A 24,756-nucleotide genomic window follows, 5' to 3' on the forward strand; every position below is an offset into this window, starting at 1 on the left:
GAGGGCCGGGGAAGGTCCGGAGGCGGTCCTTCCCCCCGGAGGGCCGGATCGTCCGCTTGTCGGAAGGGTTCCGGGAGGCCGGTAACCTGGTGCGGGGCGTGTCCGCGCCCCGCACACACCACTCCACCGCACCAGGAAGGTGTTCCCCCGTGGAAAACGGCGCCGCCCAGCCCGTGATTGTCGCCATCGACGGCCCCTCCGGCACGGGCAAGTCGAGCACGTCGAAGGCCGTGGCGGCGCAGCTCGGCCTGAGCTACCTGGACACCGGCGCCCAGTACCGGGCCATCACCTGGTGGATGGTGACCAACGGCATCGACGTGGACGACCCCTCCGCGATCGCCGCGGTCGCCGGCAAGCCCGAGATCGTCTCCGGTACGGACCCCCAGGACCCGACGATCACCGTCGACGGCGTCGACGTGGCCGGCCCGATCCGCGGACAGGACGTCACCTCCAAGGTCTCCGCGGTCTCCGCGGTCCCCGAGGTGCGGACCCGGATCACCGAGCTGCAGCGGTCCATCGCCGCCTCCGCCGTCACCGGCATCGTCGTCGAGGGCCGCGACATCGGCACCACCGTGCTGCCCGACGCCGACCTGAAGATCTTCCTCACCGCCAGCGCGGAGGCCCGGGCCGCCCGCCGCAGCGGTGAGCTCAAGGGCGCCGACCTGAAGACCACCCGCGAGGCCCTGATCAAGCGGGACGCGGCCGACGCCGGCCGCAAGACCTCCCCGCTGGCCAAGGCCGACGACGCGGTCGAGGTGGACACCACCGACCTCACGCTCCCGCAGGTCATCGAGTGTGTCGTCACCCTCGTCGAGGAGAAGCGGGCCGGGAAGTGACCGACGTCCCATCGGAGCGCGGCGCCGAGGTCGGCCGGCGCATCGGCGTCGGCCTGATGTACGGGCTGTTCAAGCCGCGTGTGCTGGGCTCCTGGCGGGTGCCCGCGGCCGGCCCGGTGATCTTCGCCGTGAACCACTCCCACAACATCGACGGCCCCATGGTCATGGGCGTGGCACCCCGGCCGACGCACTTCCTGATCAAGAAGGAGGCGTTCGTCGGCCCGCTCGACCCGTTCCTGACCGGCATCGGCCAGCTGAAGGTGGACCGGCACAGCACCGACCGCACGGCGATCTCCCGGGCGCTGGGCGTGCTGGAGCAGGGGGGAGTCCTCGGCATCTTCCCCGAGGGCACACGGGGTGAGGGCGACTTCGCCGCGCTCCGCGCGGGGCTCGCCTACTTCGCCGTCCGCAGCGGCGCGCCGATCGTACCGGTGGCCGTCCTGGGAAGTTCCGAGCGGCGCGGACGGTTGATAAAGGGACTGCCCCCGCTGCGCTCCCGCGTGGACGTCGTCTTCGGGGACCCCTTCGACGCGGGCGACGGCAGCGGCAGACGGACGCGCAAGGCGCTGGACGAGGCGACCGAACGCATCCAGAAGCAGCTCACCGCCCACCTGGAAAACGCCAGGCGCCTCACCGGGCGCTAGGCGACACTGAGTAGTGGATCGGCCCCGCGCACGGGGCGTTCCACCGATCACCACGATGAACGCAGAGGTACGGACTTCATGAACGACCACATCCAGCCCGACGGCTCGGACGCGTACGAGGGTGCGCACGAGCACGACCACGGGGCGCTGGGCGATGCCGAGTTCGCGGAGTTCATGGAGCTCGCCGCGGAGGAGGGCTTCGACCTCGAGGACGTCGAGGGCGCCCTCGAGGCGGCGGGCCACGGTCCGCTGCCCGTGCTCGCCGTCGTCGGCCGTCCCAACGTCGGCAAGTCGACCCTGGTGAACCGCATCATCGGCCGCCGTGAGGCGGTCGTCGAGGACAAGCCGGGCGTCACCCGCGACCGCGTCACCTACGAGGCCGAGTGGGCGGGCCGCCGCTTCAAGGTCGTCGACACCGGCGGCTGGGAGCAGGACGTCCTCGGCATCGACGCCTCCGTGGCCGCCCAGGCCGAGTACGCGATCGAGGCCGCCGACGCGGTCGTCTTCGTCGTCGACGCCAAGGTCGGCGCCACCGACACCGACGAGGCCGTCGTCCGGCTGCTGCGCAAGGCCGGCAAGCCGGTCGTGCTGTGCGCCAACAAGGTGGACGGCCCGAGCGGCGAGGCCGACGCGGCCTACCTGTGGTCCCTGGGCCTGGGCGAGCCGTACCCGGTCTCCGCCCTGCACGGCCGCGGCACCGGCGACATGCTGGACCAGGTCCTGGAGGTGCTGCCCCAGGCCCCGGCGCAGACCTTCGGCACCGCCGTCGGCGGCCCCCGCCGGGTCGCCCTGATCGGCAGGCCCAACGTCGGCAAGTCCTCGCTGCTGAACAAGGTCGCGGGCGAGGACCGGGTCGTCGTCAACGAACTCGCCGGCACCACCCGTGACCCGGTCGACGAGATGATCGAACTCGGCGGCAAGACCTGGAAGTTCGTCGACACGGCGGGCATCCGCAAGCGCGTCCACCTCCAGCAGGGCGCCGACTACTACGCCTCGCTGCGCACCGCCGCCGCCGTCGAGAAGGCGGAGGTGGCCGTCGTCCTCATCGACGCCGCCGACTCCATCTCGGTACAGGACCAGCGGATCGTCACCATGGCCGTGGAGGCGGGCCGCGCCCTCGTCCTCGCGTACAACAAGTGGGACACCCTCGACGAGGAGCGCCGCTACTACCTGGAGCGGGAGATCGAGACCGAGCTCGGCCAGGTGGCGTGGGCGCCCCGGGTGAACGTCTCGGCCCGCACCGGCCGGCACATGGAGAAGCTGGTCCCGGCCATCGAGACGGCCCTGGAGGGCTGGGAGACCCGGGTCCCGACGGGCAGGCTGAACGCCTTCCTCGGCGAGCTGGTCGCCGCCCACCCGCACCCCGTGCGGGGCGGCAAGCAGCCGCGCATCCTGTTCGGCACCCAGGCCGGCACCAAGCCGCCGCGGTTCGTGCTGTTCGCCTCCGGCTTCATCGAGGCCGGCTACCGGCGGTTCATCGAGCGTCGGCTGCGGGAGGAGTTCGGCTTCGAGGGGACGCCGATCCATATCTCCGTGCGGGTGCGGGAGAAGCGCGGCAAGAAGAAGTAGCCGACGGCGGACATGGCGAAGGGGCGGCCCCGGTGGGGCCGCCCCTTCGCCGCGCCCGGGTCAGGCGCCCCTGCGCGGGGCCGGCGGCAGTCCGGCCGGCACGTGGTGCATCCCGGAGGCGGGCCGGCCGACCGTGCCGACCCGCTGCCACTGCGGCCCGGTGCCCTGGCGGCCGACGCTCACGAGGGAGGCGCCGAACGTGCTCGAGCCGTGGCCGCCGTACGAGTCCGTACGGCGCGGGATGTTCCCGAAGGCGGTGAAGCCCAGCTCCTCCTCGCCGCTGCGGTCACCCGGCAGCGAACGGAAGGACTTGACGTACTCGGTGTAGAGGGCGTCGTAGATCGGCGTGGCCGAGAGGCCGCTCCGGGAGCCCTGCGCCGGGCGCGCGGGTGCGGGGACCGAGGCGAGGGACTGGCGGCGGGGAACGTCGTATGCGTGCACGTATGTCCAAACGACCCCGTGCCGTAAGGGATGCGGCCCTTTTGGGGCATTCGCCGTCAGTGCTCCGGTCGGGTGCCGGCCGGAGCACCGGCGGGACCGGTCAGAGGCCGGCGAGGGGCAGTGCCGCGGCGACGAGCTTCCCGTTCGCCGCCGCCTTGTCCAGCGCGTCGCGCAGCAGGTCCTCGCGCGGCTGGCGGCCGATCGAGCCGACCGGGGCCGCGAACATCAGCACCTGCTGGTGCTTGTTGGCGGCCGACCGCCAGCCGTCGGTGACCTGGAGCGGCTGGTGCGCCTGCCACCAGGCCACCGGACGGCCGCCGTGGGGGTTCGGCTGGAGCACGGCGTGCAACTGCCCCGCGGCGAGCAGGACCGACCAGCCGTGCAGCGCCGGAGGCACGGCCGACAGCTCGGTCAGGGGCATGAAGCCCTGCTCGATGAGGAGCGGCAGGAAGTCGTCGCCGGCCCCGGGCGAACCGGGCCGCGCGACCGGCGCGGTCGGCTCCACGACCAGCGCCGGGTGCAACTCCCCGGAGACCAGGACCAGTCCGCTGGTCACCCCGAGCACGGCCTGTTCGGGGGCGGCCTGCGCGGACGCCGGTTCCCCGGTGTCGCCGCCGATGGCCCGCACGGCCCCCTGGAGCTGTTCCTCGGTGACCTGGACGACCTGCGAGGGGAGGCAGCCGGCGTGGGCGAAGGCGAGGACGGCGGTCTCGTCCCCGACGAACAGGACGGTGCTGGTGCGCTCCTGTTCCGGGTCGCCCGGGGTGCGGCAGGAGGTGCAGTCGTAACTGCCCGGGGCGGACTCCCCGGCGAGCAGGCGGGCTGCTTCTTCGTCGCCGATCTCGGCGCGTACCTCGTCGCTGACGTCGAGCATGCGCGGCACGGGTGGCTCCCTCGGGGTGCGGTGCGTGGCGGGACCGGGTGGCTCCCGGCCCGTGGTCCGGGTGGGTCCCCGGCTCATGCAGAAGACAACGGGCGATCTGTGGCGGTAGTCACGCCCCAGGGCGAACGGAATCGAACCATCCAGCGCGCACGGTCACGTTCGGCGCGGAACCCGCCACTCACCGTCAACTCCCCGCTGTCGCTGTGCCGTTGAGGGGGTGAAGTGGCTCACAGGGTGCCCCGTGCACTGGTCGACAAATCCTGAAATCAGGGAATGAAGTGGGTGGCCGAAAATCGCCGCTACTCGAGGTAAGGGGCAACTGGCCTGGTGCGACGGGGCGTTGGTTGATCCCGGTACCGGGGGCTCCCTAGATTCCTCCGCCGTGTGCAACGAGCACCGCTCGGGTACGTCCGCCGACCGCACCACGAACAGCACCACCGCACGACCCGGAGGCGGACGGGGCGAGCGCGGCCCACGCGTCCCGTGACGCGGCGGGCGGCGCTCCGCCTCGGGGACCCCGAGTCCTTCGGGAAGGACCTTCATGTCCGCATGTGCCGACAACACCCGTGACCACCTCCGCACGACCCGTACGACGGCCGTCCTGGCCGGCGCGGCCCTGCTCGCGCCCCTCGGACTGCTCGCCGCGACCGGGACCGCCACGGCGGCGGACAGCGGCGTGTGGGACCGCATCGCACAGTGCGAGAGCGGCGGCGACTGGCACATCAACACCGGCAACGGCTACTACGGCGGACTGCAGTTCTCCGCCGCCACCTGGCGCGCCTACGGCGGCACGGCCCACGCGCCGACGGCCGACCGGGCCACCAGGTCCCAGCAGATCGCGGTCGCCACGAAGGTGCAGCGCGCCCAGGGCTGGGGCGCCTGGCCGACCTGCTCGGCCCGCGCGGGGGCGTCCGGGAGCGCGCCCGCCGCGGACCCGGTGACCGCGGAGCGGACCCCGGCGGAACAGCCGGAGCCGTCGAAGCCGGCCAGGACGTCGACACCCTCCGGGCACACGGACCGGAACGCGTCCCGCGGTGACCACACCGTCCGCGCGGGCGACACGCTGAGCGGGATCGCCGCGCGGTACGGCACGACCTGGCAGCGCCTGTACGAGGCCAACCGGTCCGTCATCGGGGAGGACCCCGACGTGATCGTGCCCGGGCAGCGTCTCGACGTCTGAGCCGCCCCCCTCGCCCGGGACACGGGCCCCGTCCGTCCGGCCGACCGGGGCCTACGGCCGCCGCGCGGAGGCGGACCGGCCGAGCTCGCCTGCCTCACCGGCGAACACCACCGCGCCCCGGCGCAGCACGTACACGAGGGCGGGCCGGCCGTGCGGGGCGGGCGGCAGCCGCTGCTCGGCGACGACCACGCACGCGTCGAGCGCGGCCAGCAGCGCGTACGTACGGGCCGCGACCGCCGGCGACATGCCCTGGACGGGTTCGTCGACGAGCACCACGCGCACGCGCGGCGACAACACCCGGCACAGGGCCAGCATCCGCTGCTCGCCCCCGGAGAGCGTGCCGGCCCGGCGCTCCAGCAGCGGCCGCAGCGCCGGGTAGGCGTCGAGGGCGCGAGCGGGGTCGGGGAGGACGAGGGCGAGGTTCTCCCGCACGGTGAGGGAACCGAACACCGCCCGCCGCTCCGGCACCAGGCACAGCCCGCGCCGGGCCCGCTCGTACGCCGGTACGCCGGTCACGTCCCGCCCGTCCCACACCACGGCCCCGCCGGACAGCGGCACGTCGCCGGCCAGCGCGCGCAGGGCGGTCGTACGGCCGGAGCCGTTGCGGCCCAGCAGCACGGTGAGGCCGGGGCCGGGCGCGACGAGGGTGACGCCGTGCAGGGCCTCCAGGGGGCCGTGACGCACGCGCGCGTGGCGCAGGGCGATGGTGGTCACGGGCCGGTCGCCTCCCCGAGGGCGTCCAGGACGTTCCCGGGCGGTCCGGAGGCGACGATCCGGCCCGCCGCCATCACGTGCACGACGTCGGCGAGGCCGGCGACCAGGTCGAGATCGTGCTCGACGACCAGGAGCGCCATGCCGTCGGCGGCCAGCGCCCCCAGGACCCGGGCCAGCGCGGTGACCTCGGCGGTGTCGAGACCGGCGGCGGGTTCGTCGAGCAGCAGCACGCGCGGGGCGCCGGCGAGGGCCCGCGCGAGTTCCACCCGGCGCAGCGTGCCGGTGGGCAGCCCGGCGGCGGGCCGCGACCTCATCGGCCCGTCGAGCCCGAGGAGCCGCAGCGTGCGCTCCACCGCGCCGGGATCGGGCAGCCGGCCCCGCTCGGCGCCGACGCGCACGTTCTCGGTGACGGTCAGCGTCGGGAAGACCGCCAGTTGCTGGAACGTCCGTGCGATCCCGAGCCGGGTGCGGGCGTGTGCGGGCCGCCGCGTGATGTCCCGCCCGCCGAGCGAGACCGACCCCCGCGCGGGGCGCAGGGTTCCCGCCAGGCAGTGGAACAGCGTGCTCTTCCCGGCGCCGTTGGGCCCGACGACGGCGGTCACCCGCCCGGCGGGGACGTCCAGGTCCACCCCGTCCAGTGCGGTGAACCCGCCGTAACGGACACGCAGACCGCGGGCGGAGAGCACCGGAGGGCCGGGGGCCGGTACCGAGGGCCCCGCGCGCCGACGCCCCACCGGGAGCTCGCCCCCGCCCTCACGCACCGGCGCGGGAGCCCTCGCGGCCGGGGGCCGGTGAGGCGCGTACGGCCCCGAGGGGCGGCGCGCCGGGGCGGGCGACTCCCAGGTCCGTCCGGCGGGGCGGTCGTCCTCGGTGATCTCCCGGCCCGTGCCGTTCCGCCGTCGTACGGGCTCGTGATCCTGTGGCCCTTCGGTGGCCGGTTCCTCTTCGCGTGGGTGCTCCGGTGGCCGTCCGGTGGGGTGTTCGTCTCCGGTGGTTTCCGTGTCGCTCCGCCGTCGGGCCGGGCCGTCGGCGGGCCGGACCGACGGCGTTCGTGGTCCGCCGGTGGCTTCGGGGCGGCCGAGGGCCTTCGCGCCAGGCTCGCCGGTCCGGGTGCCGGTGCCGGTGCCGTGTGCGCCGGACCGGGCGGCCGGTCCCGGCCAGGCGCCCGTCGCCGTCGCGCCCGCCGGGACCCGGGGCGGCTCCGGTGGCGGTCCCGGAGGGTGCGGGTGGGCGCCGAGGCGTGCGGCCCAGGGGGCCGGTGCCGGGCGGGGCCGGACGCGGAGCCGGTTCGCCGCCTCGCGCAGGGCCTCGTGGGGGCCGTCGGGGAAGCGGCCGGACAGGACCGCCAGGACCCCGATCACCGCCGCTGCCACGCCCCCGTGCGTGCCCGCGTCCAGGCCGACCAGGAGGGCCGCCGCGAGGAGGGCGCCCAGGGCGCTGTCGGCGCCCAGGACCACCACCGCGGCGAACCACAGCAGGCCCCGCACGGGGTCGTACGCGGCCGGGTCGAAGGCGCGCAGCCCCATGCCGAGCATGCCGCCGCCGAGCGCGGCCAGCGCGGCGCCGGAGACGAACGCGAGGAGTTTCAGCGACGGCACGCGCACGCCCGCCGCCCGCGCCCCCGCCTCGTGGTCGCGCACCGCCGCCAGGGCGCGGCCCGTACGGCCCCGGCGCAGGGCCCCGGCGGCGAGCAGCGCGCACACCAGGAGGACCAGCTCCAGGATGTAGTACGCCCGGTCGCCGTCGAAGCCCGCCGGGCGGCCCAGGGAGAGTCCGGACGTGGCGTACGGCTGGTCGAAGACGAAGCGGCTCACCCCGACGCCCACCGCGAACGTCGCCAGCGCCGGCGCGAGCCCCCGGCGGCCGATCACCGGCCAGCCGGTCAGCACGCCCAGCGGAGCGACCAGGACGACCGCCACCGCCAGCGCGGCCAGTTCCGGCAGCCGGGGCAGGCCGGGGAAGCGGCCGGCCGCCAGCAGTGCCGTGAAGAGGGCGCCCAGACCCGCGTACGCCGCCTGCCCGAGCGAGATCTGCCCGCCCCGGCCGGTGACGACCACCAGCGACAGCAGCACCACCCCGAGCGCCGGCACCTGCACCGCCGTGTGCAGATCACGCCCGGCGAAACCCAGCGGCAGCAGGAACAGCACCCCGGCCACGACCCAGGCGCCCGGATGAGCGGACACCCGCGCGGCGGCGGGGCGCGGCAGCGCGTCGCGCGTGCCGACGCCGGGCAGCACGAGGGTGGCGACCAGCAGCGCCACGACGAACAGGTTGGCGCCCACCGCCTGCAGCAACGGCTCGCCCCACCCGGACGGGTGCAGCCGCGTCAGCTGACTCTGCGCCACCCCGACGCCGAGCGCGACGACCACCGCCACCGTCAGACCGCGCATCCGCGCGGCGACCGCGACCGCCACCACCTCCATCACGAGCAGCGGCAGCCCGTACGGGTCGAGCCGCACGTACGGCGCCAGCAGCACGCCGGTCAGACCGGCCGTGAACGAGCCGAACGCCCAGCCCGCCGCCGCCACCCGGTCCGCGTCCACCCCGGCGAGCACGGCCAGCCGGCGGTCGTCCACGACGGCCCGCAGCTCCCGCCCGAACCGCGTCCGGCGGATCACCGCCCCGACCCCCGCGGCCAGCACCGCCACCACCGCCAGCTGTCCCCACGGCTCCGCCGCCACCAGCACCGGCGCGTCGTCCCGCGCCCCCTGCCCCCACACCAGCGCCGCCCCGCCCACCAGCAGCACGAACACCCCGAGGGACGCCACCAGCGTCCGCGCCGGATCGCCGCCCCGCACGGACAGCGGCCGGAACACGGACCGCTCCAGCACCACCCCGATCCCCGGCGCCACCACCAGCAGCGTCAGCGCGGCGGCCCACCACAGCGGCCAGCCCCGGTCGACCACCAGGCCGCGCAGCACATAGGCGCACACCATCGCGATCGCACCGTGCGCGAAGTTCAGCACCCCGGTCGCCCGGTACGTCACGATCAGGCCGATCCCGGTGAGCGCCGCCGCGGCACCGACCGACAGTCCGGCCAGGGTGAGGTCGTACGTCAGCGAGGACATCGGCGAGGCTTCAGCCGGTCTCTTCGGCGGGCCCGCAGATCGGGCAGGGCCCCAGCTCACCGCTCGCGACCAGCTTCTCGTCCACCGGAATCGCCTCCGCCTTCCCCGCCACCAGCGGGCAGTCCGCGCGGTGCCACAGGGTCCCGCCCGGCACCGCCAGCGTCTCGGTGCTGACGGCCACCGGCCCGCCGGCCGGCCGCCCCGGATCGCCGGCGCCGGCCGGCCCGGTGGCGACGATCCGGCCGTACGGCTCCTCGGCGCGCGGGGCGGCGGGCGCGTCCCGGCCGTGGGCGAGCAGTACCGCCCCGGCGACGATCAGCGCGGCTCCGGGGATGCTGGAGGAGGCCAGGTAGGGCAGTTGCCGTGCGGTGTGACGCTCGCCCGAGACGCCGTACCAGCCGATGACGCACAGCACCGCGCCGGCGGCGAGCGCGGCCCAGCCCGCCCAGAGGACGGGGTGCGCGATCCGGAGTCGGGCAGTCCGCATGGCTTGCACTATGCCCCCTGGGACCCGACCCTGAAAGCACCGGGCGCACACGCCCCGGACCGACACCCGATTGGTGAGCCAGATGGTTCTCGGCAATGGCATCGGGCGGGGGAACACGAGGGCGGGAAGGCGCGGCCCGCGGACGGCGGGACGGGGCACGGCGCTGACCGCCGCCCTGGTCCTGGTCCTGGCGCCGGGCCTCGCGGCGTGCGGCGACGGCGGCGGCAGCAGCGGGACCTCCACGCCGTCGGCGGACCGGACGACGAGCGCACCACCGGGCAGCGCGCCCGCGAACCAGGCGGAGGCCGAACAGGAGATCCGGCAGAACTGGGAGAAGTTCTTCGACCCCGAGACCCCGGTGGACGAGAAGAAGAAACTCCTGCAGAACGGTGAGCTGCTGGGCCCGGTGCTCGAGGCGTTCAGCGGCGACAACCGCGTCGGACAGGTGAAGGCGGAGGTCACCGAGATCGCGTTCACCTCACCGACCGAGGCGGACGTGACGTTCACCCTGACCCTCAGGGGAGCCACCGCCCTCCCGGACGCCTCCGGCGTCGCCGTCGACGACGACGGCACCTGGAAGGTGTCCGTCAAGTCCCTGTGCGCACTGGTGCGACTGAGCGGCGATGAATCGCCCCCGGACATCCCGGGCTGCTGAGGCCCTTGCCGCGGCGGCGCTCCTCGCCCTGACCGCGGCCTGCGGCAGCCGCCTGCCGGAGAGCGACTTCGAGCACGACGGCCGCCCGTCCGCGACCGCCCGGGACGCCGGCGAGCCGATCCGCGTCGGCATCGTCACCAGCGCCACCAGCCCGGTCGGCGGCGGCGCCTTCACCGGCCCGCGCGACGGCGCGAAGGCCTGGTTCGACCGGCTCAACGCGCGCGGCGGCATCGACGGCCGGCGCGTCGAGGTGCGCACCTGCGACGACGGCGGCAGCGGCGCCGGCAACAACGAGTGCGTGCACCGGCTGATCGACGAGGAGAAGGTCGTCGCCCTGGTCGCCACCACCGCCCTGGACTACGCGGGCGCCCCCCGCGTCTCCCGCGCGGGCGTCCCCGACGTCGGCGGCCAGCCCATCGGCGCCGCCTACGACACCTACCCGCACCTCTACGGCGTCTACGGCAGCGACGCGCCCAGGAACGGCACCCCCGGCTGGGACGGCAGGCTGTACGGCGGCACCGAGGTGTACCGCTACTTCAAGCGCGAGCACGGCGCCCGCACGGCCGCCGTCGTCTCCTACAACCAGTCCGCGTCCGCCTCCTACGCCCGTCTCGTCGAACGCGGCCTGAGGGCCGAGGGTTACGAGGTGGTCACCGAGCAGGTCGACTTCGCGCTGCCCAACTTCCGCGCGGTGGCCGCCGACCTGAAGGAGCAGGGCGCCGACCTGGTCTTCGACGCCATCGACGGTCACGGCAACGCCCGCCTGTGCCGGGCCATGGACGACGTCGGCGCCCGGGTCACCGCCAAGGTCACCAACGTGCAGAACTGGACGTCCACCGTCGCCGAGGACTACAAGGACGCGCCGCACTGCCGCAACGCCCTGTGGGCGACCGGCTCCAGCCGCAACTTCGAGGACACCGGCCACCCGGCCGTACGCGCGTTCCGGGACGCCACCGAGGACCTGGAGACGCACTCCCAGTGGCAGCTGGAGGGCTGGGCCGCCGCCCGCTGGTTCACCGACGCGGCACGGTCCTGCGCCCGTACGGGCATCACGCGCGCGTGCGTCGACACCCACGTCGGCCGCGCCCGGGACTACACCGCGGGCGGACTGCTGCTGCCCGTCTCGTTCGCACGCTCGCCCGAGCCGCCGGCCACGAGCCGGACCTGTCTGTCCGTGGCCCGCTGGCGGGACGGCGAGGGCTGGGTGTCGCAGGGCGACATGAACCGCACCTGCTTCGAGGTGCCGCAGCTGGCCTACGAGCCCTGATCCGGGACAGCGGCAGTCGGCGGGCTCGCCCGCGGACCGGAGACTCCGGTCCGCCCGCCGCGCACGCGCTTCGCGTCCGAGGCGCTGGAAGGACGGACCGCTCGGCGCGGGTCAGAGCGGCTCGGTGCCGGCTTGCTCGCCCTTCGGCTCGGGCTGCGACGTCACCGCCGCGTACTCCGGATGGTTCATGTCGAACGCCGGCGACTCCGAACGGATCCGGGGCAGCGTCGTGAAGTTGTGCCGGGGCGGCGGACACGAGGTCGCCCACTCCAGGGAGCGCCCGAAGCCCCAGGGATCGTCGACCTCGACCTTCCGGCCGTACCTGGCCGTCTTCCAGACGTTGTAGAGGAACGGCAGCGTGGACATGCCGAGCAGGAAGGAGCCGATGGTGGAGACGGTGTTCAGCGCGGTGAAGCCGTCCGCCGCCAGATAGTCGGCGTAGCGGCGCGGCATGCCCTCCGCGCCCAGCCAGTGCTGCACCAGGAACGTGGTGTGGAAGCCGATGAACAGCGTCCAGAACTGGATCTTGCCGAGCCGTTCGTCGAGCATCCTCCCGGTGAACTTGGGCCACCAGAAGTAGAACCCGGCGAAGGTCGCGAAGACGACGGTGCCGAAGACCACGTAGTGGAAGTGCGCCACGACGAAGTACGAGTCCGTCACGTGGAAGTCCAGCGGCGGCGACGCGAGGAGCACCCCGGTCAGCCCGCCGAACAGGAACGACACCAGGAACCCGGTCGCCCACAGCATCGGCGTCTCGAAGGACAGCGACCCCTTGATCATGGTGCCGGTCCAGTTGAAGAACTTCACCCCCGTGGGCACCGCGATCAGGAAGCTCATGAAGGAGAAGAACGGCAGCAGCACGGCGCCGGTCGCGAACATGTGGTGCGCCCACACCACCACCGACAGGCCCGTGATGGCCATGGTGGCGCCCACCAGCGTCAGGTAGCCGAACAGCGGCTTGCGGCTGAAGACCGGGATGATCTCCGTGACGATGCCGAAGAACGGCAGCGCGATGATGTAGACCTCGGGATGGCCGAAGAACCAGAACAGGTGCTGCCACAGGATCGCTCCGCCGTGGGAGGCCTCGAAGACCTGTGAGCCGAACCGCCGGTCCGCCTCCAGCACCAGCAGCGCCGCCGCGAGCACCGGGAACGCCAACAGGATCAGGATCGACGTGAACAGCGTGTTCCAGGTGAACAGGGGCATCCGGAACATCGTCATCCCCGGCGCGCGCATTCCGACGATGGTGGCGATGAAGTTGACCGCGCCGAGGATGGTGCCGAAGCCGGACAGCGCGAGGCCCATGATCCACAGGTCCGGGCCGAGGCCGGGCGAGTACTCCATGCTGTTCAGCGGGGCGTAGGCGAACCAGCCGTAGGCCGCCGGACCCCCGGTGACCACCAGCGAGGCGAGCACGATCAGCCCGCCGAAGAGGAACAGCCAGTACGAGAACATGTTCAGCCGCGGGAAGGCCACGTCGGGCGCCCCGATCTGCAGCGGCATCAGCTCGTTGGCGAACCCCGCGAAGCTGGGCGTCGCGAACAGCAGCAGCATGATCGTGCCGTGCAGGGTGAACATCTGGTTGAACTGCTGGTTGTCGATGATCTGCAGCCCGGGCCGGGCCAGTTCGGCGCGCATCAGCAGCGCCATCACGCCGGCGATCAGGAAGAACACGAACGCCGTGATCAGGTAGAGGTGGCCGATCTTCTTGTGGTCGGTGGTGGTCAGCCAGTCGATCACCACCCGCCCGCGCCGCCGCCGGTGCGCCGGTCGCGCCGCCGCCTGGACGGTCTGCGTCCCCATCGCTCGCCCCTTCGCTCCTCGCGCGCGGGCCCCGCCGGGAGCCCGCGCCACATGTACCCCGGGCCCACGCCATGATGCTCGCCCCTGCCGGTCTCCGACAGGGGACGTGGCGGACCATGTGGCGGAAACGCGTGTTTTCTGTGCACACCGGCCTGTGCGGTCATGCGTGGCGGCGGAAAAGGAATGGGCCCGGGAGCACGTCCCCCGGCACTTTCCGCCGGAGTTAATCGCGCCCGTGGCGTGACACGCGGGAATTGCGTTCGAATACCTGCGGAAGGCGTACCGAACCGGCCGTCCGGGTGACGGTCACCGTCATGAACGTCTGTCGTGGTCTTGTGACAGAAGTGTGACCGCCGGCTGATCCGCTCCGGTGTTCCCGCTTCCGGCTTCCCCGCTCCCGGGCCAGGGCATAGCGTGGCCGCATGGCACCCATTCCGACACCCTCCGCGGAACCCCACGACAGCCCGGACGCCTACGTCGGCCTCGCGGCGGACCGGGCCGAGCACCTCGCGCGGGAGCGCGGCTGGCCGACGGTGCGGGCGTTGCCCCCCGGGGCGATCATCACCATGGAGTACCGCGTGGGCCGGCTGAACTTCGAGGTGAGGGACGGCCGGGTGGCGCGCGCCTGGAAGGGCTGACGCACGGCGACGGCCCCGGTTCCCTCGCCGGAACCGGGGCCGTCGCCGTGCGCGTCCGTCAGGGGCGGCCGGCCGAGGTCGTGCCGCGCGGGTGGCGCTCCGCGTGCGGCGGGCGGCGGCTGCCCGCCGGGGTGACCGGGGAGCGCTCCGCGCGGGCCGTGTGCGGCCCGGGCGCCAGGTAGGCGTGCGACCGGGAGGCCGGGCGGCCCGTGGCAACCGGCTCGGGAGCCGTGTCCGGGCGCTCGGCGAGCGGCTCGAGGACGACGGACCGCCCGGGAGGACCGGCCTCCGCCGCACCTCCCCCGGAGGCCCGCCAGCGGGTGCGCAGGCCGAGGAGGCGCGTCTCCGCGCGGGCGATCAACGGCTCGAACCACGGCAGCGCCAGCAGGATCAGCAGGCCCGCGACCCAGCCCAGGATCACATCGCTCAGCCAGTGCGTCCCGATGTAGACGGTGGACAGCCCGACCCCGAGCGAGGTCACGGCCGACAGCGCGGACAGCCAGCGGCGCGCCCTCGGGGTGGAGGCCAGATAGGCCAGGATCCCCCAGGTCACCACGGCGTTGGCGGTGTGGCCGCTGGGAAATATGTCGCCGCCGAGCCACATCTCGTTCGAGCCGATCTCGGTCGCGTAGTGCGGTCCGAGGCGCCCCATGCCGTATTTCGCGGCACCGACGGTGGCGTTGAGCAACAGGAGGGAGACGCCCAGGGCGAGCAGCGGACGCAGGGTGTGCTGCCGCCAGGAGCGCCAGCCCAGCCAGGCCGCCACCATCACCGCCGTCGGGCCGCGCTGACCGAGGACCACGTAGTAGTCGACGAAGGCGTGGATCTCGGACCACTGCTGGTAGGGGCGGAAGAACATCACCTGCCAGTCCAGCCGGACCAGCCAGGAGGTGACCAGCACGGCCCACACGATCGCCAGATAGAAGGCCACACCGGCGGCGAACAGCACCACCCGGTGCCGGCTCATTCGCGGCACGCCGATGTGAGCCGGTCGTTCCGGCTCACGATCCAGCCTCGCGAACACCCGGTCCAGACGGGTGGGCTTCCGTTCGGTACGCACCCAATCGACGTTACAGCGATTGAGTGCGGAACCCCGTCGAATCAGGCTCTTTGTGATGACGATGTGATGTGGCATTCCTCTCAGGAGGGCCTTTATCGCCGGTGAATCCGCAAAGCCCGGATGTCGCGGACTTCAATTCTTTTGATCATTCCGGGGGAGGGTTTTATCGCGCTTTTGAATTCGTTCACCGGGGGCTGGCGCGGAATTTCCTTGTCGCTCATCGTCCGTTCCGGGGCGGTCAGGGCGGGCCGGAGCCGTTCAGCCAGAAGGCCCCGTACACCGCCGAGGCCACCGCGACCGCTCCCACCACCGGCGCGGACCTGGAGGTACGCAGCCGGGCCAGGGCCAGGGCGAGGGGGAGCAGCAGGGGGAAGGCGGGCAGCAGCAGCCGTGGTTTCGAGCCGAAGTAGCTCGACGCGCACAGGGCGAGCGCGGTGACGACACCGGCGTACACCAGCAGGGGGAGCGGCTGGCGCTGCCGTACGCAGACGACGTAAAGCCACACCACGAGGCCGACGCCGGCCACCAGTCCGAGGCCCGCCAGGGCGGACGGGAACGACGTGAACATGGCGGCGACGAAACGGGCGAAGGCGTAGCCCCCGTCGAAACCGTTCCGCCACCCGGCCTGCACCTCGAGGTACCCCAGCGGCCCGTCGCCGGTCCGGTGCCCGACCCACAGAACGTAACCGGCGGCTCCGAGGGGCGCGAGGAGCATGCCGAGCGCCCGGCGCAGGCGCACGCCGGAGATGTCCGCCGTGTGCGGGGCGCCCTCCGGTGCTCCGACGCGCCGGGCGTTCGCGGGAGAACCGGCGCGTTCCCCGGCCCGCGCGCCGTCCTCCGGCACCGCGCTGCGACCTCGCGCGAAAGAAGTGCGGCCCCGCGCGGAGACGTGCCCTCGCGCGGAGGTGTGTCCCCGCGCGGAGGTGTGTCCCCGCGCGGAGGTGTGTCCCCGCGCGCAGGCGCGTTCCCGCAGGAACGCGGCGATGCCCGCCGCCCACACCGCCGCGACCACCGCCAGCCCCACCGGACGGGTCAGCCCCGCCAGGCCCGCCAGGACGCCCGCCGTCACCCAGCGCCCCGTCAGCACGGCGTACAGCGACCACGCGGCGAGCGCGGTGAACAGGGACTCGCTGTACGCCATCGACTGCACGATCCCGACCGGCAGCACCGCCCACAGCAGCACCGCGCACACCCCGGCCCGGCGCCCGTACACGTGGTCGGCCACCGCGAAGATCCCCCAGGCCGCCGCGAGCGAGGCGAGCAGGCTCACCACGAAGCCCCCGTCGGCGTACGACAGTGGCGACACCGCCGCCACCAGCCGCTCCAGCCACGGGAGCAGCGGGAAGAACGCCAGGTTGGAGTGCACGTCCCCGCTCGGCAGCCGCACCTCGTAGCCGTACCCCAGCTCGGCGACCCTCGTGTACCAGAGCGCGTCCCAGCGGGCGGTCAGCAGGGTGTACGCGTCCTTGCCGCGCGCCCCGCTCCACAGGGCCAGCACGACCAGGCTCAGGGCACGCACGGCGGCGTACCCGAGGAGCGCCGGCGCGGCCCGTCGCAGTGCTCCGGGGCGGGCCGGGACGCCACGCGCGTCGAGATCGTTCACGCGCCCGATTATCGACCCGGCGGGGAACCGGTCCGCCCGGCGGGGCGTGCGACCCCGGCGGGGGAGTGGTGCACGCCACACCGATCCGCCGGAACAGTGAGAGGCCCGCCACTCGACCCCGGCTCCCACTCGCGTACTCTGACGTGTCACTCGCCGCTCGCCGCGTGGGCCGGAGACCACCACTCCTCTCCGGCCGAGTCACGGGGGAGTCCCCGACCCCGTGAGCCCGCCGGTCGCGAGGGAACATCTGGGAGGTACGTGTACATGTCCGGGACGACCACGGCCGCCGCGCTGCGCCGTCGGGCGGCCGGGGCCGGTGCCAACCGCTGGGTGGTGCTCGTCGTCCTCTGCGTCAGCCTGCTGCTGGTCGCCGTCGACGCCACCGTGCTGCACGTCGCGGTCCCCGCCGTCACCGAGGACCTGCGGCCCGGCGCGATGGAGCTGCTCTGGATCGTCGACGCCTACCCCTTGGTCTGCGCCTCGCTGCTGATCCTCTTCGGCACCCTCGGCGACCGGATCGGCCGCAGACGCGTCCTGCTGCTCGGCTACGCCCTGTTCGGCGTCGCCTCCGGCACGGCGGCCCTCGCGGACAACGCCCAGGTGCTGATCGTGGCGCGGGCGCTGCTCGGCGTCGGCGGTGCGATGATCATGCCGGCGACGCTGTCGATCCTGCGCCAGGTCTTCCCGGACCGGCGTGAGCGGGCGCTCGCCATCGGCGTCTGGAGCGCGGTCGCCGCCGTGGGCGCGGCGGTCGGCCCCCTGCTCGGCGGCTTCCTGCTGGAGCACTTCTGGTGGGGCTCGGTCTTCCTGGTCAACATTCCGCTGATGCTGGTCAGCCTCCCGGTCGGGTGGATCCTGCTGCCCGAGTCGAAGGGCGAGGGCGACGGTCCCTGGGACGTGGCCGGCGCGCTGACGGCCGCCGCCGGACTGTTCGCGGTGGTCCTCGGGGTGAAGCGGCTCGGCGGCGGCGCCGTCGGCGTGTGGACCGTGCTGCCGCTGCTCGTGGGCACCGGACTGCTGACCGTCTTCGTGCGCCGGCAGCGGCGCCGCGCGCACCCGCTGGTCGACCTGCGGATGTTCGCCCGGCCCGCGTTCAGCACGTCGGTGGGCTGCATCGTGCTGGCGATGCTCGCCCTGGTGGGCCTGGAACTGATCGCGGCCCAGTACCTCCAGCTCGTGCTCGGGCTCTCCCCGCTGGAGACCGGACTGCGCCTGCTGCCGCTGACGATCGCGGCGATGGCGGCGGGCCTGGCAGGCGCGCGGATGTTGCGCCGGTTCGGCCCGCGCCGCATGGTCTGCTCCGGCTTCTGCCTGACGGCCGCCGCGGTGGTGGCGCTGACCGCGATGGGCGGACAGGACGACGCCCCGCTGCTGCTCACCGGTTTCGTCCTGCTCGGCTTCGGCCTGGAGACCACGCTGTTCGGGGCCTACGAGTCGATGCTCAGCGAGGCCCCGCCGGACCGGGCCGGCGGGGCGGCCGCGATCGGCGAGACCTCCTACCAGCTGGGCGCCGGCATCGGGATCGCCCTCCTCGGCAGCGTGATGAACGCGGCCTACGCACCCGGCCTCACCGGCGTGCCCGGGGTGTCCGCGGCGGCGTCCGCGGCGGCCTCGCACTCGCTGGGGGAGGCCTACGAGGTGGCCGGCCGGCTCGGCGGGCCCGCCGGGACCGCCCTGCGCGACGCGGCGCGCCACTCCTTCGTGCACGGACTGCACGTGACCCTGCTGGTGAGCGCGGGTCTGCTGCTGCTCGGTGCGGCGATGGCGCTGCGCCTGCCGCGGGCGATGCAGTGCGAGCCGCCGGCCGGGCAGGTGCCCGCGCCGCGGGAGGCCACGGAGCGCCGTGTCCCCGAGCTGAAGGTGTGAGCCGTGTCCCGCACCGGCCGGGTGGACGCGCGGGAGACCGCGTCGTAACGTCGCCCCGAGCCGTGACTAGCAGTGCTAGTTGATCCCGGACCAGCCCCCGGAGGGTGCCCCATGTCCGCGTCCGCGAAGTTGCCCCCCTTCGACCCCGCCGACCCCCTCGGCCTCGACGACCTGCTGGAGCCGGAGGACCTGGCCGTCCGGGACACCGTGCGCGCCTGGGCCGCCGACCGCGTGCTCCCGCACGTCGCCGACTGGTACGAGAAGGGCGAGCTGCCCGGCATCCGGGAGCTGGCCCGGGAGCTCGGCGGCATCGGCGCGCTCGGCATGTCCCTCGACGGCTACGGCTGCGCGGGCGCGAGCGCCGTCCAGTACGGACTCGCCTGTCTGGAGCTGGAGGCGGCCGACTCCGGGATCCGCTCCCTGGTCTCCGTGCAGGGCTCGCTGGCCATGTACGCCGTCCACCGGTTCGGCAGCGAGGAGCAGAAGCGGCGGTGGCTGCCCCCGATGGCGTCCGGCGAGGTCATCGGCTGCTTCGGGCTCACCGAACCCGACCACGGCTCCGACCCGGCCTCGATGCGCACCCACGCCAAGCGCGACGGCGCGGACTGGGTGCTGAACGGGCGCAAGATGTGGATCACCAACGGCTCCGTGGCCGGGGTCGCCGTGGTGTGGGCGGGGACCGAGGACGGGATCCGCGGCTTCGTCGTCCCCACCGACACCCCCGGCTTCTCGGCGCCCGAGATCAAGCACAAGTGGTCGCTGCGCGCCTCCGTCACCAGCGAGCTGGTCCTCGACGACGTACGGCTGCCCGCCGAAGCCGTACTGCCCGGGGTGACCGGCCTCAAGGGCCCGCTCAGCTGCCTCTCGCACGCCCGGTACGGGATCGTCTGGGGCGCGATGGGCGCCGCGCGGAGCTGTTTCGAGGCGGCGGTCGACTACGCGAAGTCACGGGAGCAGTTCGGGCGGCCCATCGGCGGGTTCCAGCTGACCCAGGCCAAGCTCGCCGACATGGCGGTCGAGCTGCACAAGGGGATTCTGCTCGCCCACCATCTGGGGCGGCGCATGGACGCCGGCCGCCTGCGTCCCGAGCAGGTCAGCTTCGGCAAGCTCAACAACGTCCGCGAGGCCATCGACATCTGCCGTACGGCCCGCACGATCCTCGGTGCCAACGGGATCTCGCTCGAGTACCCGGTGATGCGGCACGCGACCAACCTGGAATCGGTGCTCACCTACGAGGGCACCGTGGAGATGCACCAGCTCGTGCTGGGCAAGGCGCTCACCGGACTCGACGCCTTCCGGTGAGCCTCCGGGGAGGCGGGGCCGGTGAACGGCCCCGCCTCAGCTCTGGTTGAAGAAACCGTCCGACCGGTGCGCGGCCGGATCACCGCTGACGACCTCGGTGTCGGCCGGGCTGAGCAGGAACACCCGGCTGGACACGCGCTCGATGGAACCGCGCAGGCCGAAGATCAGACCCGCGGCGAAGTCGACCACGCGCTTGGCGTCGCCGGCGTCCATGGCCGTGAGGTTCACGATGACGGGAACGCCCTCGCGGAACAGCTCGCCGATGGCGCGGGCGTCCCGGAAGCTGTCCGGGGTGACCGTGCCGATCCGGCGGCCCCTCTCCTCGGCGACGTCCGCGGCCACCTTGACCCGCGGATCGGTGACCCAGGCCTCGCCGGGCTCGGTCCCGTCGGAGTAGTCGTCGTCGTAGTAACGCTCGTCTTCGTTGTCGTCGACGAGGCCAAGCCAGGCACTCGCCTTGCGTACCGATCCCATGGACGCCTCCTCTCACAGCGGTCTTTTCTGCTTTCCGCATCCCTATGGTCGTCCATGACACGGACATCGCGCCAAGTGGATAGACGCCGCGCGGGGGGTTTGTGACGGTACTGGTGCACAGCTGATCCGTCGAGAGTCCGGGTTTCCCAAGGGTCCTGATGTAAACGGCTGCTGACTGTGAGTGAAATATTATTCTTCGCGGCGTACGGGTGAGGGAGGGCGCGTACGGGTGAACGCCGGGCCGATACGATGCCGCCGCTCAACGTCGTACGACTACACGGGGGAACGTCGTGTTCGGAATGGTCAGGCCGTGTCGGCACCGGCTCGGGGAGAAGCTCACCGCCCAGTGGATGGCCCATCTGTGCGGGCTGTGTCTCGCGTTGCGCGGGGACCACGGGCAGCTCGCGCGGATCGTCACCAACTACGACGGGCTCCTCATATCCGTCCTGACGGAGGCTCAGGCGGAACGCCCGGACGAGGGACGGCGCACCGCGGGGCCGTGCCCGCTGCGCGGCATGCGCACCGCGTCCGTCGCGCACGGTGAGGGCGCGCGGCTCGCGGCGGCCGTCTCCCTCGTCCTGGCCTCCGCCAAGATGCGCGACCACGTCGCCGACGGCGACGGGATGCTGGCGCGCGGGCCGGTCGCGTTCGCCGCGCGCCGGGTCGCGGCGAGCTGGGACCGGGCGGGAGCGCGGACCGGTTCGGACGTCGGGTTCGACACCGCCGTCCTCGTCGACGCCGTGGACCGGCAGACCGGCATCGAGACCCTTGCCGGGCCCGGCACCCCGGTCCTCACCGTCACCGAGCCGACCGAGACCGCGACGTCCGCGGCCTTCGCGTACACCGCGGTGCTGGCCGGCCGGCCGCGCAACGCCGTGCCGCTCGCGGAGGCCGGTCGCCTCTTCGGGCGCCTCGCCCACCTCCTGGACGCGGTGGAGGACCGGGAGGCCGACGCCGCCTCGGGCGCCTGGAACCCGCTCACCGCCACCGGGACCCCGCTGGAGGAGGCCCGCCGGCTCGCCGACGACGCGGTGCACGGCATCCGGCTCGCCCTGCGCGAGGTGGAGTTCTCCGACGGCGGTCTCGCGCACCGGCTGCTCGTCCATGAACTGCCCAACTCCGTCCATCGTGCCTTCGGTACGGTCTCCTGTGCCCACGGAACCGGCCCCTACGCGCCTCCCGGCACCCCCGGTGGCCCGCTGCCCCCCGAGCCGCCGCGCCGCGACCGGCGCGGACTGCTGGCCGGTTGCGCCGTGTGGCTGGGCCTCGCCTGCACCTGCCAGTTGTGCTGCGGTACCTATGAGGACCCCTGGAGCCGGGAGCAGAAGGAGGGGCCCTGCACCAACTGCGACTGCAGCGGGTGCGGGGACTGCGGCAACTGCTGTGAGTGCTGCAACTGCTGCGGTGAGGACGGTTGCTGCGACGGCTGCGACTGCGGCTGTGACTGCGGCTGCTGACGGACCGGCTATCCGGAGGGGCGAGTTCCGGACACGGCGCGGCTGTTCGACCGGTCGTGCCGCAGAGGTGACCACGGGTAACGCGGTCCCGCATCCGGACCAAATCTCCTAGACGGTTCAAAGGCCGACGTCCAAAAGGCACCCTTGCGCCGAACGGTCGGTCGGCCGAATACTCGCCCACAGCGCTTGTCAGGGGCACGGCGTGTTCGGAATCCGGGCACCCGGCTCCCTGGCTGCGCCTCACCGGGCCCACAACCCCACGAGGGCCCCCTACTTCCTTTGTGGAGGAACGAGAAGTGAGGATCAAGCGCACCACCCCCCGTAGCGGCATCTCGAGACGGACTCGGCTGATCGCCGTAGCCACCGGCTTCGTGGCCGCTGCCGCGATCGTGGTCCCCAGCGCGAACGCGGCCGAGACCCCCAGCACCTTCAGCTCCGCCGAACTCAAGAGCGTGAGCGGCTCGGTGCTGGAGGCCGACGTCCCGGGCACCGCCTGGGCCGTCGACAGCAAGACCAACCGGGTGCTCCTGACCGTGGACAGCACCGTCTCCCAGGCCGAGATCGACAAGATCAAGCGGGAGGCCGGGGACGACGCCGCGGCGATCACCGTCAAGCGCACCCCGGGCAAGATCAGCAAGCTCATCCAGGGCGGCGACGCCATCTACGCGAGCAGCTGGCGCTGCTCCCTCGGCTTCAACGTCCAGGACAGCAGCGGCGCCCAGTACTTCCTGACCGCCGGTCACTGCACCGACGGCGCGGGCACCTGGTACTCCAACTCCGCGCGCACCACGGCCATCGGCTCGACGGCCGGCTCCAGCTTCCCGGGCAACGACTACGGCATCGTCCGGTACACCGGGTCCGTCAGCCGACCCGGCACCGCCAACGGCGTGGACATCACCCGCGCGGCCACCCCGAGCGTGGGCACCACCGTCATCCGCGACGGCTCCACCACCGGTACCCACAGCGGCCGCGTCACCGCCCTGAACGCCACCGTCAACTACGGTGGCGGCGACGTCGTCTCCGGTCTCATCCAGACCACGGTCTGCGCCGAGCCCGGCGACTCCGGCGGCGCGCTCTACGGCAGCAACGGCACCGCGTACGGTCTCACCTCCGGCGGCAGCGGCAACTGCTCCTCCGGCGGCACGACCTTCTTCCAGCCGGTGACGGAGGCCCTGAGCGCCTACGGCGTCAGCGTCTACTAGGAGTGGCCCGCCGGGACCGGCCGGCACCACCGGTCCCGTGAGTCCCCCTCGCAGCCGGCAGCACCTCGAGCCCCCGCACGCGATCGCCGTGCGGGGGCTCACCCTTGCCGCGGGCACGGGGGCAGGCGCGGACGCGGGCACGGGCATGGATACGGGGCGCGGGGCAGGCGTGAGGGTCGAATTCAAGCCAAGGCGGAATCCCGTGCACCGTACCGCCGGTTACTCCCTCGTAGCGTTTGCAGTGCGAACCACCCTGCGTGTCCATGACCAGTCAGGACATAGGGGGCGCGCGGCCGTTGCCGTACGCGCGTCCTGAAGTCGACCTTGTGTGCTCCCTGCGGGGTTCGGAAGAGTGGGCGCCGTTCGACCGGCACGGGTGTGGCTTCTTCTGTGTTCTGCCCCCGTAGCCGTACACCTTCCGGTCCGGTGAGGTCCCCACAATCTCCCGGGCCGCCCCCCCACAGGAGGACGTGAGTTGAAGCACCGACGCATACCCAGGCGACGTGCGGTCATGGCGGGTGCGGGCATCGCCGCACTGGCTGCCGGCGCGGTCACCTTCCAGACTGCGAACGCCAGCGAGGTTCCGGCGGACTCCACGCCCCGGACCCTCTCGATCGGAGCGGCCGGAAAGCTCGCTTCGACGCTCGCCCGGGACCTGGGCGCCGACGCGGCGGGAACGTACTACGACGCGAAGAGCAGGACCCTCGTGGTGAACGTGCTCGACGAGGCCGCCGCCGAGACCGTCGAGTCGGCCGGCGCCGAGGCGAGAGTCGTGGCGAACTCCCTCGCCGAACTCAAGAGTGCGCGTACCACCCTGAAGCAGGACGCCACCATCCCCGGCACCTCCTGGGTGACCGACCCGACCACCAACAAGGTCGTCGTCACCGCGGACCGCACCGTCTCCGAGGCCGAGTGGGCCGAGCTGACGAAGGTCGTCGACTCCCTCGGCGCCACCGCCGAACTCCAGCGCACCAAGGGCGAGTACAAGCCCTTCGTGGCCGGTGGTGACGCCATCACGGGCAACGGCGGGCGCTGCTCGCTCGGCTTCAACGTGACCAAGGGCGGCGAGCCGCACTTCCTCACCGCCGGGCACTGCACCGAGGGGATCTCCACCTGGTCGGACTCCTCGGGCACCGTGATCGGCGAGAACGCGGACTCCAGCTTCCCGGGCGATGACTACGGTCTGGTCAAGTACACCGCCGACGTGGCCCACCCGAGCGAGGTGAACCTCTACGACGGCTCCACGCAGGCGATCTCCGGCGCCGCCGAGGCCACCGTCGGCATGCGGGTCACCCGCAGCGGCTCCACGACCCAGGTCCACTCCGGCACGGTCACCGGCCTGGACGCCACCGTGAACTACGGCAACGGCGACATCGTCAACGGTCTCATCCAGACCGACGTGTGCGCCGAGCCCGGCGACAGCGGCGGCTCGCTCTTCTCGGGCAGCAGCGCGGTCGGCCTCACCTCCGGGGGCAGCGGCGACTGCACCTCGGGCGGCACGACCTTCTTCCAGCCGGTGACGGAGGCCCTCTCGGCGACCGGCACCCGGATCGGCTGAACCCCGCCACCTTGTGACGGCCCGTCCCTCCGCGCGGAGGGACGGGCCG

General features: G+C 73.2%; 21 protein-coding genes. 12 read left to right on the plus strand and 9 right to left on the minus strand.

The features are described from left to right. Nucleotides 1-149 precede the first annotated feature (149 nt). The 3 genes from cmk to der all read left to right on the plus strand — a co-directional run bounded on the left by cmk (nucleotide 150) and on the right by der (nucleotide 3,049). On the plus strand, nucleotides 150-836 hold the full coding sequence (gene cmk, locus ACH5AO_RS21470) for a (d)CMP kinase (RefSeq protein ID WP_398926934.1): 687 nt from the start codon (nucleotides 150-152) through the stop codon (nucleotides 834-836). After that, the gene (locus ACH5AO_RS21475; RefSeq protein WP_398926936.1) at nucleotides 833-1,480 is read left to right on the plus strand and encodes a lysophospholipid acyltransferase family protein; all 648 of its coding nucleotides are present in this window, start codon (nucleotides 833-835) and stop codon (nucleotides 1,478-1,480) included. The genes cmk and ACH5AO_RS21475 overlap by 4 nt, the downstream gene beginning before the upstream one ends. 78 nt (nucleotides 1,481-1,558) lie before the next feature. Then, nucleotides 1,559-3,049 carry a ribosome biogenesis GTPase Der gene (gene der, locus ACH5AO_RS21480; RefSeq protein WP_398791147.1) on the plus strand — a complete coding sequence of 497 codons (1,491 nt, stop codon included), beginning with the start codon at nucleotides 1,559-1,561 and terminating at the stop codon, nucleotides 3,047-3,049. 60 nt (nucleotides 3,050-3,109) lie between these two features. Here der and ACH5AO_RS21485 read toward each other — a convergent pair whose 3' ends face one another. Then, a complete protein-coding gene (locus ACH5AO_RS21485) occupies nucleotides 3,110-3,490 on the minus strand; it encodes a hypothetical protein (protein ID WP_398926938.1) in 381 nt (126 codons plus the stop codon). Nucleotides 3,491-3,590: 100 nt separating this feature from the next. Further along, on the minus strand, nucleotides 3,591-4,373 hold the full coding sequence (locus tag ACH5AO_RS21490) for a hypothetical protein (RefSeq protein WP_398926940.1): 783 nt from the start codon (nucleotides 4,371-4,373) through the stop codon (nucleotides 3,591-3,593). A 541-nt stretch (nucleotides 4,374-4,914) separates the two neighbouring features. Here ACH5AO_RS21490 and ACH5AO_RS21495 point away from each other — a divergent pair. Further along, nucleotides 4,915-5,553 carry a transglycosylase family protein gene (locus ACH5AO_RS21495; protein WP_398926942.1) on the plus strand — a complete coding sequence of 213 codons (639 nt, stop codon included), beginning with the start codon at nucleotides 4,915-4,917 and terminating at the stop codon, nucleotides 5,551-5,553. 51 nt (nucleotides 5,554-5,604) lie between these two features. Here the strand turns inward: ACH5AO_RS21495 and ACH5AO_RS21500 are convergent, their stop codons facing one another. Genes ACH5AO_RS21500 through ACH5AO_RS21510 form a run of 3 tightly spaced genes read right to left on the minus strand, consistent with a single transcriptional unit; the run spans nucleotide 5,605 to nucleotide 9,822 of the window. Beyond that, nucleotides 5,605-6,267, minus strand: a complete 663-nt coding sequence (locus tag ACH5AO_RS21500; protein WP_398926944.1) for an ATP-binding cassette domain-containing protein — start codon at nucleotides 6,265-6,267, stop codon at nucleotides 5,605-5,607. Then, the gene (locus ACH5AO_RS21505) at nucleotides 6,264-9,335 is read right to left on the minus strand and encodes an ATP-binding cassette domain-containing protein (protein WP_398926946.1); all 3,072 of its coding nucleotides are present in this window, start codon (nucleotides 9,333-9,335) and stop codon (nucleotides 6,264-6,266) included. Before ACH5AO_RS21505 ends, ACH5AO_RS21500 begins: the two co-directional genes overlap by 4 nt. A 10-nt stretch (nucleotides 9,336-9,345) precedes the next feature. Then, complete coding sequence (locus ACH5AO_RS21510; RefSeq protein WP_398926948.1) at nucleotides 9,346-9,822, minus strand: hypothetical protein; 477 nt, start codon at nucleotides 9,820-9,822, stop codon at nucleotides 9,346-9,348. Between the two features lie 82 nt (nucleotides 9,823-9,904). Between ACH5AO_RS21510 and ACH5AO_RS21515 the strand changes: the two genes are divergently transcribed. Together ACH5AO_RS21515 and ACH5AO_RS21520 are read left to right on the plus strand one after the other, a co-directional pair. Continuing rightward, on the plus strand, nucleotides 9,905-10,477 hold the full coding sequence (locus ACH5AO_RS21515) for a hypothetical protein (RefSeq protein WP_398927295.1): 573 nt from the start codon (nucleotides 9,905-9,907) through the stop codon (nucleotides 10,475-10,477). Continuing rightward, the gene (locus tag ACH5AO_RS21520; protein ID WP_398926950.1) at nucleotides 10,446-11,744 is read left to right on the plus strand and encodes an ABC transporter substrate-binding protein; all 1,299 of its coding nucleotides are present in this window, start codon (nucleotides 10,446-10,448) and stop codon (nucleotides 11,742-11,744) included. The genes ACH5AO_RS21515 and ACH5AO_RS21520 overlap by 32 nt, the downstream gene beginning before the upstream one ends. Nucleotides 11,745-11,855: 111 nt before the next feature. On the opposite strand, the gene ctaD is transcribed toward ACH5AO_RS21520, so the two are convergent. Further along, entirely contained in the window at nucleotides 11,856-13,547 is a 1,692-nt protein-coding gene (ctaD, locus tag ACH5AO_RS21525) for a cytochrome c oxidase subunit I (protein WP_398926953.1), read from the minus strand. Between the two features lie 422 nt (nucleotides 13,548-13,969). Between ctaD and ACH5AO_RS21530 the strand changes: the two genes are divergently transcribed. Then, nucleotides 13,970-14,185, plus strand: a complete 216-nt coding sequence (locus ACH5AO_RS21530; RefSeq protein WP_398926955.1) for an I78 family peptidase inhibitor — start codon at nucleotides 13,970-13,972, stop codon at nucleotides 14,183-14,185. Nucleotides 14,186-14,243: 58 nt separating this feature from the next. Here ACH5AO_RS21530 and ACH5AO_RS21535 read toward each other — a convergent pair whose 3' ends face one another. Further along, nucleotides 14,244-15,245 (minus strand): phosphatase PAP2 family protein, encoded by a 1,002-nt coding sequence (locus tag ACH5AO_RS21535; protein WP_398926957.1) that lies wholly within the window; start codon nucleotides 15,243-15,245, stop codon nucleotides 14,244-14,246. 238 nt (nucleotides 15,246-15,483) lie between these two features. Continuing rightward, the gene (locus ACH5AO_RS21540) at nucleotides 15,484-16,848 is read right to left on the minus strand and encodes a glycosyltransferase family 39 protein (protein ID WP_398926959.1); all 1,365 of its coding nucleotides are present in this window, start codon (nucleotides 16,846-16,848) and stop codon (nucleotides 15,484-15,486) included. A gap of 264 nt (nucleotides 16,849-17,112) precedes the next feature. On the opposite strand from ACH5AO_RS21540, the gene ACH5AO_RS21545 reads away from it, so the two are divergent. Beyond that, a complete protein-coding gene (locus tag ACH5AO_RS21545; RefSeq protein ID WP_398926961.1) occupies nucleotides 17,113-18,714 on the plus strand; it encodes an MFS transporter in 1,602 nt (533 codons plus the stop codon). A 111-nt stretch (nucleotides 18,715-18,825) separates the two neighbouring features. Beyond that, the gene (locus ACH5AO_RS21550) at nucleotides 18,826-20,016 is read left to right on the plus strand and encodes an acyl-CoA dehydrogenase family protein (RefSeq protein ID WP_398926963.1); all 1,191 of its coding nucleotides are present in this window, start codon (nucleotides 18,826-18,828) and stop codon (nucleotides 20,014-20,016) included. Nucleotides 20,017-20,052: 36 nt separating this feature from the next. Here the strand turns inward: ACH5AO_RS21550 and ACH5AO_RS21555 are convergent, their stop codons facing one another. Then, a complete protein-coding gene (locus ACH5AO_RS21555) occupies nucleotides 20,053-20,490 on the minus strand; it encodes a cell division protein SepF (RefSeq protein WP_398926965.1) in 438 nt (145 codons plus the stop codon). Between the two features lie 299 nt (nucleotides 20,491-20,789). Between ACH5AO_RS21555 and ACH5AO_RS21560 the strand changes: the two genes are divergently transcribed. The 3 genes from ACH5AO_RS21560 (at nucleotide 20,790) to ACH5AO_RS21570 (ending at nucleotide 24,707) form a co-directional block, all read left to right on the plus strand. Next, nucleotides 20,790-21,947, plus strand: coding sequence for a DUF5685 family protein (locus tag ACH5AO_RS21560; protein ID WP_398926967.1), 1,158 nt, complete (start codon nucleotides 20,790-20,792; stop codon nucleotides 21,945-21,947). Between the two features lie 296 nt (nucleotides 21,948-22,243). Then, nucleotides 22,244-23,149, plus strand: coding sequence for a S1 family peptidase (locus tag ACH5AO_RS21565; RefSeq protein ID WP_398926969.1), 906 nt, complete (start codon nucleotides 22,244-22,246; stop codon nucleotides 23,147-23,149). Between the two features lie 511 nt (nucleotides 23,150-23,660). Next, on the plus strand, nucleotides 23,661-24,707 hold the full coding sequence (locus ACH5AO_RS21570; RefSeq protein WP_398927296.1) for a S1 family peptidase: 1,047 nt from the start codon (nucleotides 23,661-23,663) through the stop codon (nucleotides 24,705-24,707). Nucleotides 24,708-24,756: the final 49 nt, after the last annotated feature.

The organism is Streptomyces sp. NPDC018964 (assembly GCF_044390325.1).
Lineage (GTDB): Bacteria > Actinomycetota > Actinomycetes > Streptomycetales > Streptomycetaceae > Streptomyces.

Coding starts and splice junctions, on each gene's coding strand:
- der (WP_398791147.1), top strand. CDS start 1,559: ATGAACGACCACATCCAGCCCGACGGCTCGGACGCGTACGAGGGTGCG.
- ACH5AO_RS21495 (WP_398926942.1), top strand. CDS start 4,915: ATGTCCGCATGTGCCGACAACACCCGTGACCACCTCCGCACGACCCGT.
- ACH5AO_RS21505 (WP_398926946.1), bottom strand. CDS start 9,335: ATGTCCTCGCTGACGTACGACCTCACCCTGGCCGGACTGTCGGTCGGT.
- ACH5AO_RS21510 (WP_398926948.1), bottom strand. CDS start 9,822: ATGCGGACTGCCCGACTCCGGATCGCGCACCCCGTCCTCTGGGCGGGC.
- ACH5AO_RS21515 (WP_398927295.1), top strand. CDS start 9,905: ATGGTTCTCGGCAATGGCATCGGGCGGGGGAACACGAGGGCGGGAAGG.
- ACH5AO_RS21520 (WP_398926950.1), top strand. CDS start 10,446: ATGAATCGCCCCCGGACATCCCGGGCTGCTGAGGCCCTTGCCGCGGCG.
- ctaD (WP_398926953.1), bottom strand. CDS start 13,547: ATGGGGACGCAGACCGTCCAGGCGGCGGCGCGACCGGCGCACCGGCGG.
- ACH5AO_RS21530 (WP_398926955.1), top strand. CDS start 13,970: ATGGCACCCATTCCGACACCCTCCGCGGAACCCCACGACAGCCCGGAC.
- ACH5AO_RS21545 (WP_398926961.1), top strand. CDS start 17,113: ATGTCCGGGACGACCACGGCCGCCGCGCTGCGCCGTCGGGCGGCCGGG.
- ACH5AO_RS21550 (WP_398926963.1), top strand. CDS start 18,826: ATGTCCGCGTCCGCGAAGTTGCCCCCCTTCGACCCCGCCGACCCCCTC.
- ACH5AO_RS21555 (WP_398926965.1), bottom strand. CDS start 20,490: ATGGGATCGGTACGCAAGGCGAGTGCCTGGCTTGGCCTCGTCGACGAC.
- ACH5AO_RS21560 (WP_398926967.1), top strand. CDS start 20,790: ATGGTCAGGCCGTGTCGGCACCGGCTCGGGGAGAAGCTCACCGCCCAG.
- ACH5AO_RS21570 (WP_398927296.1), top strand. CDS start 23,661: ATGGCGGGTGCGGGCATCGCCGCACTGGCTGCCGGCGCGGTCACCTTC.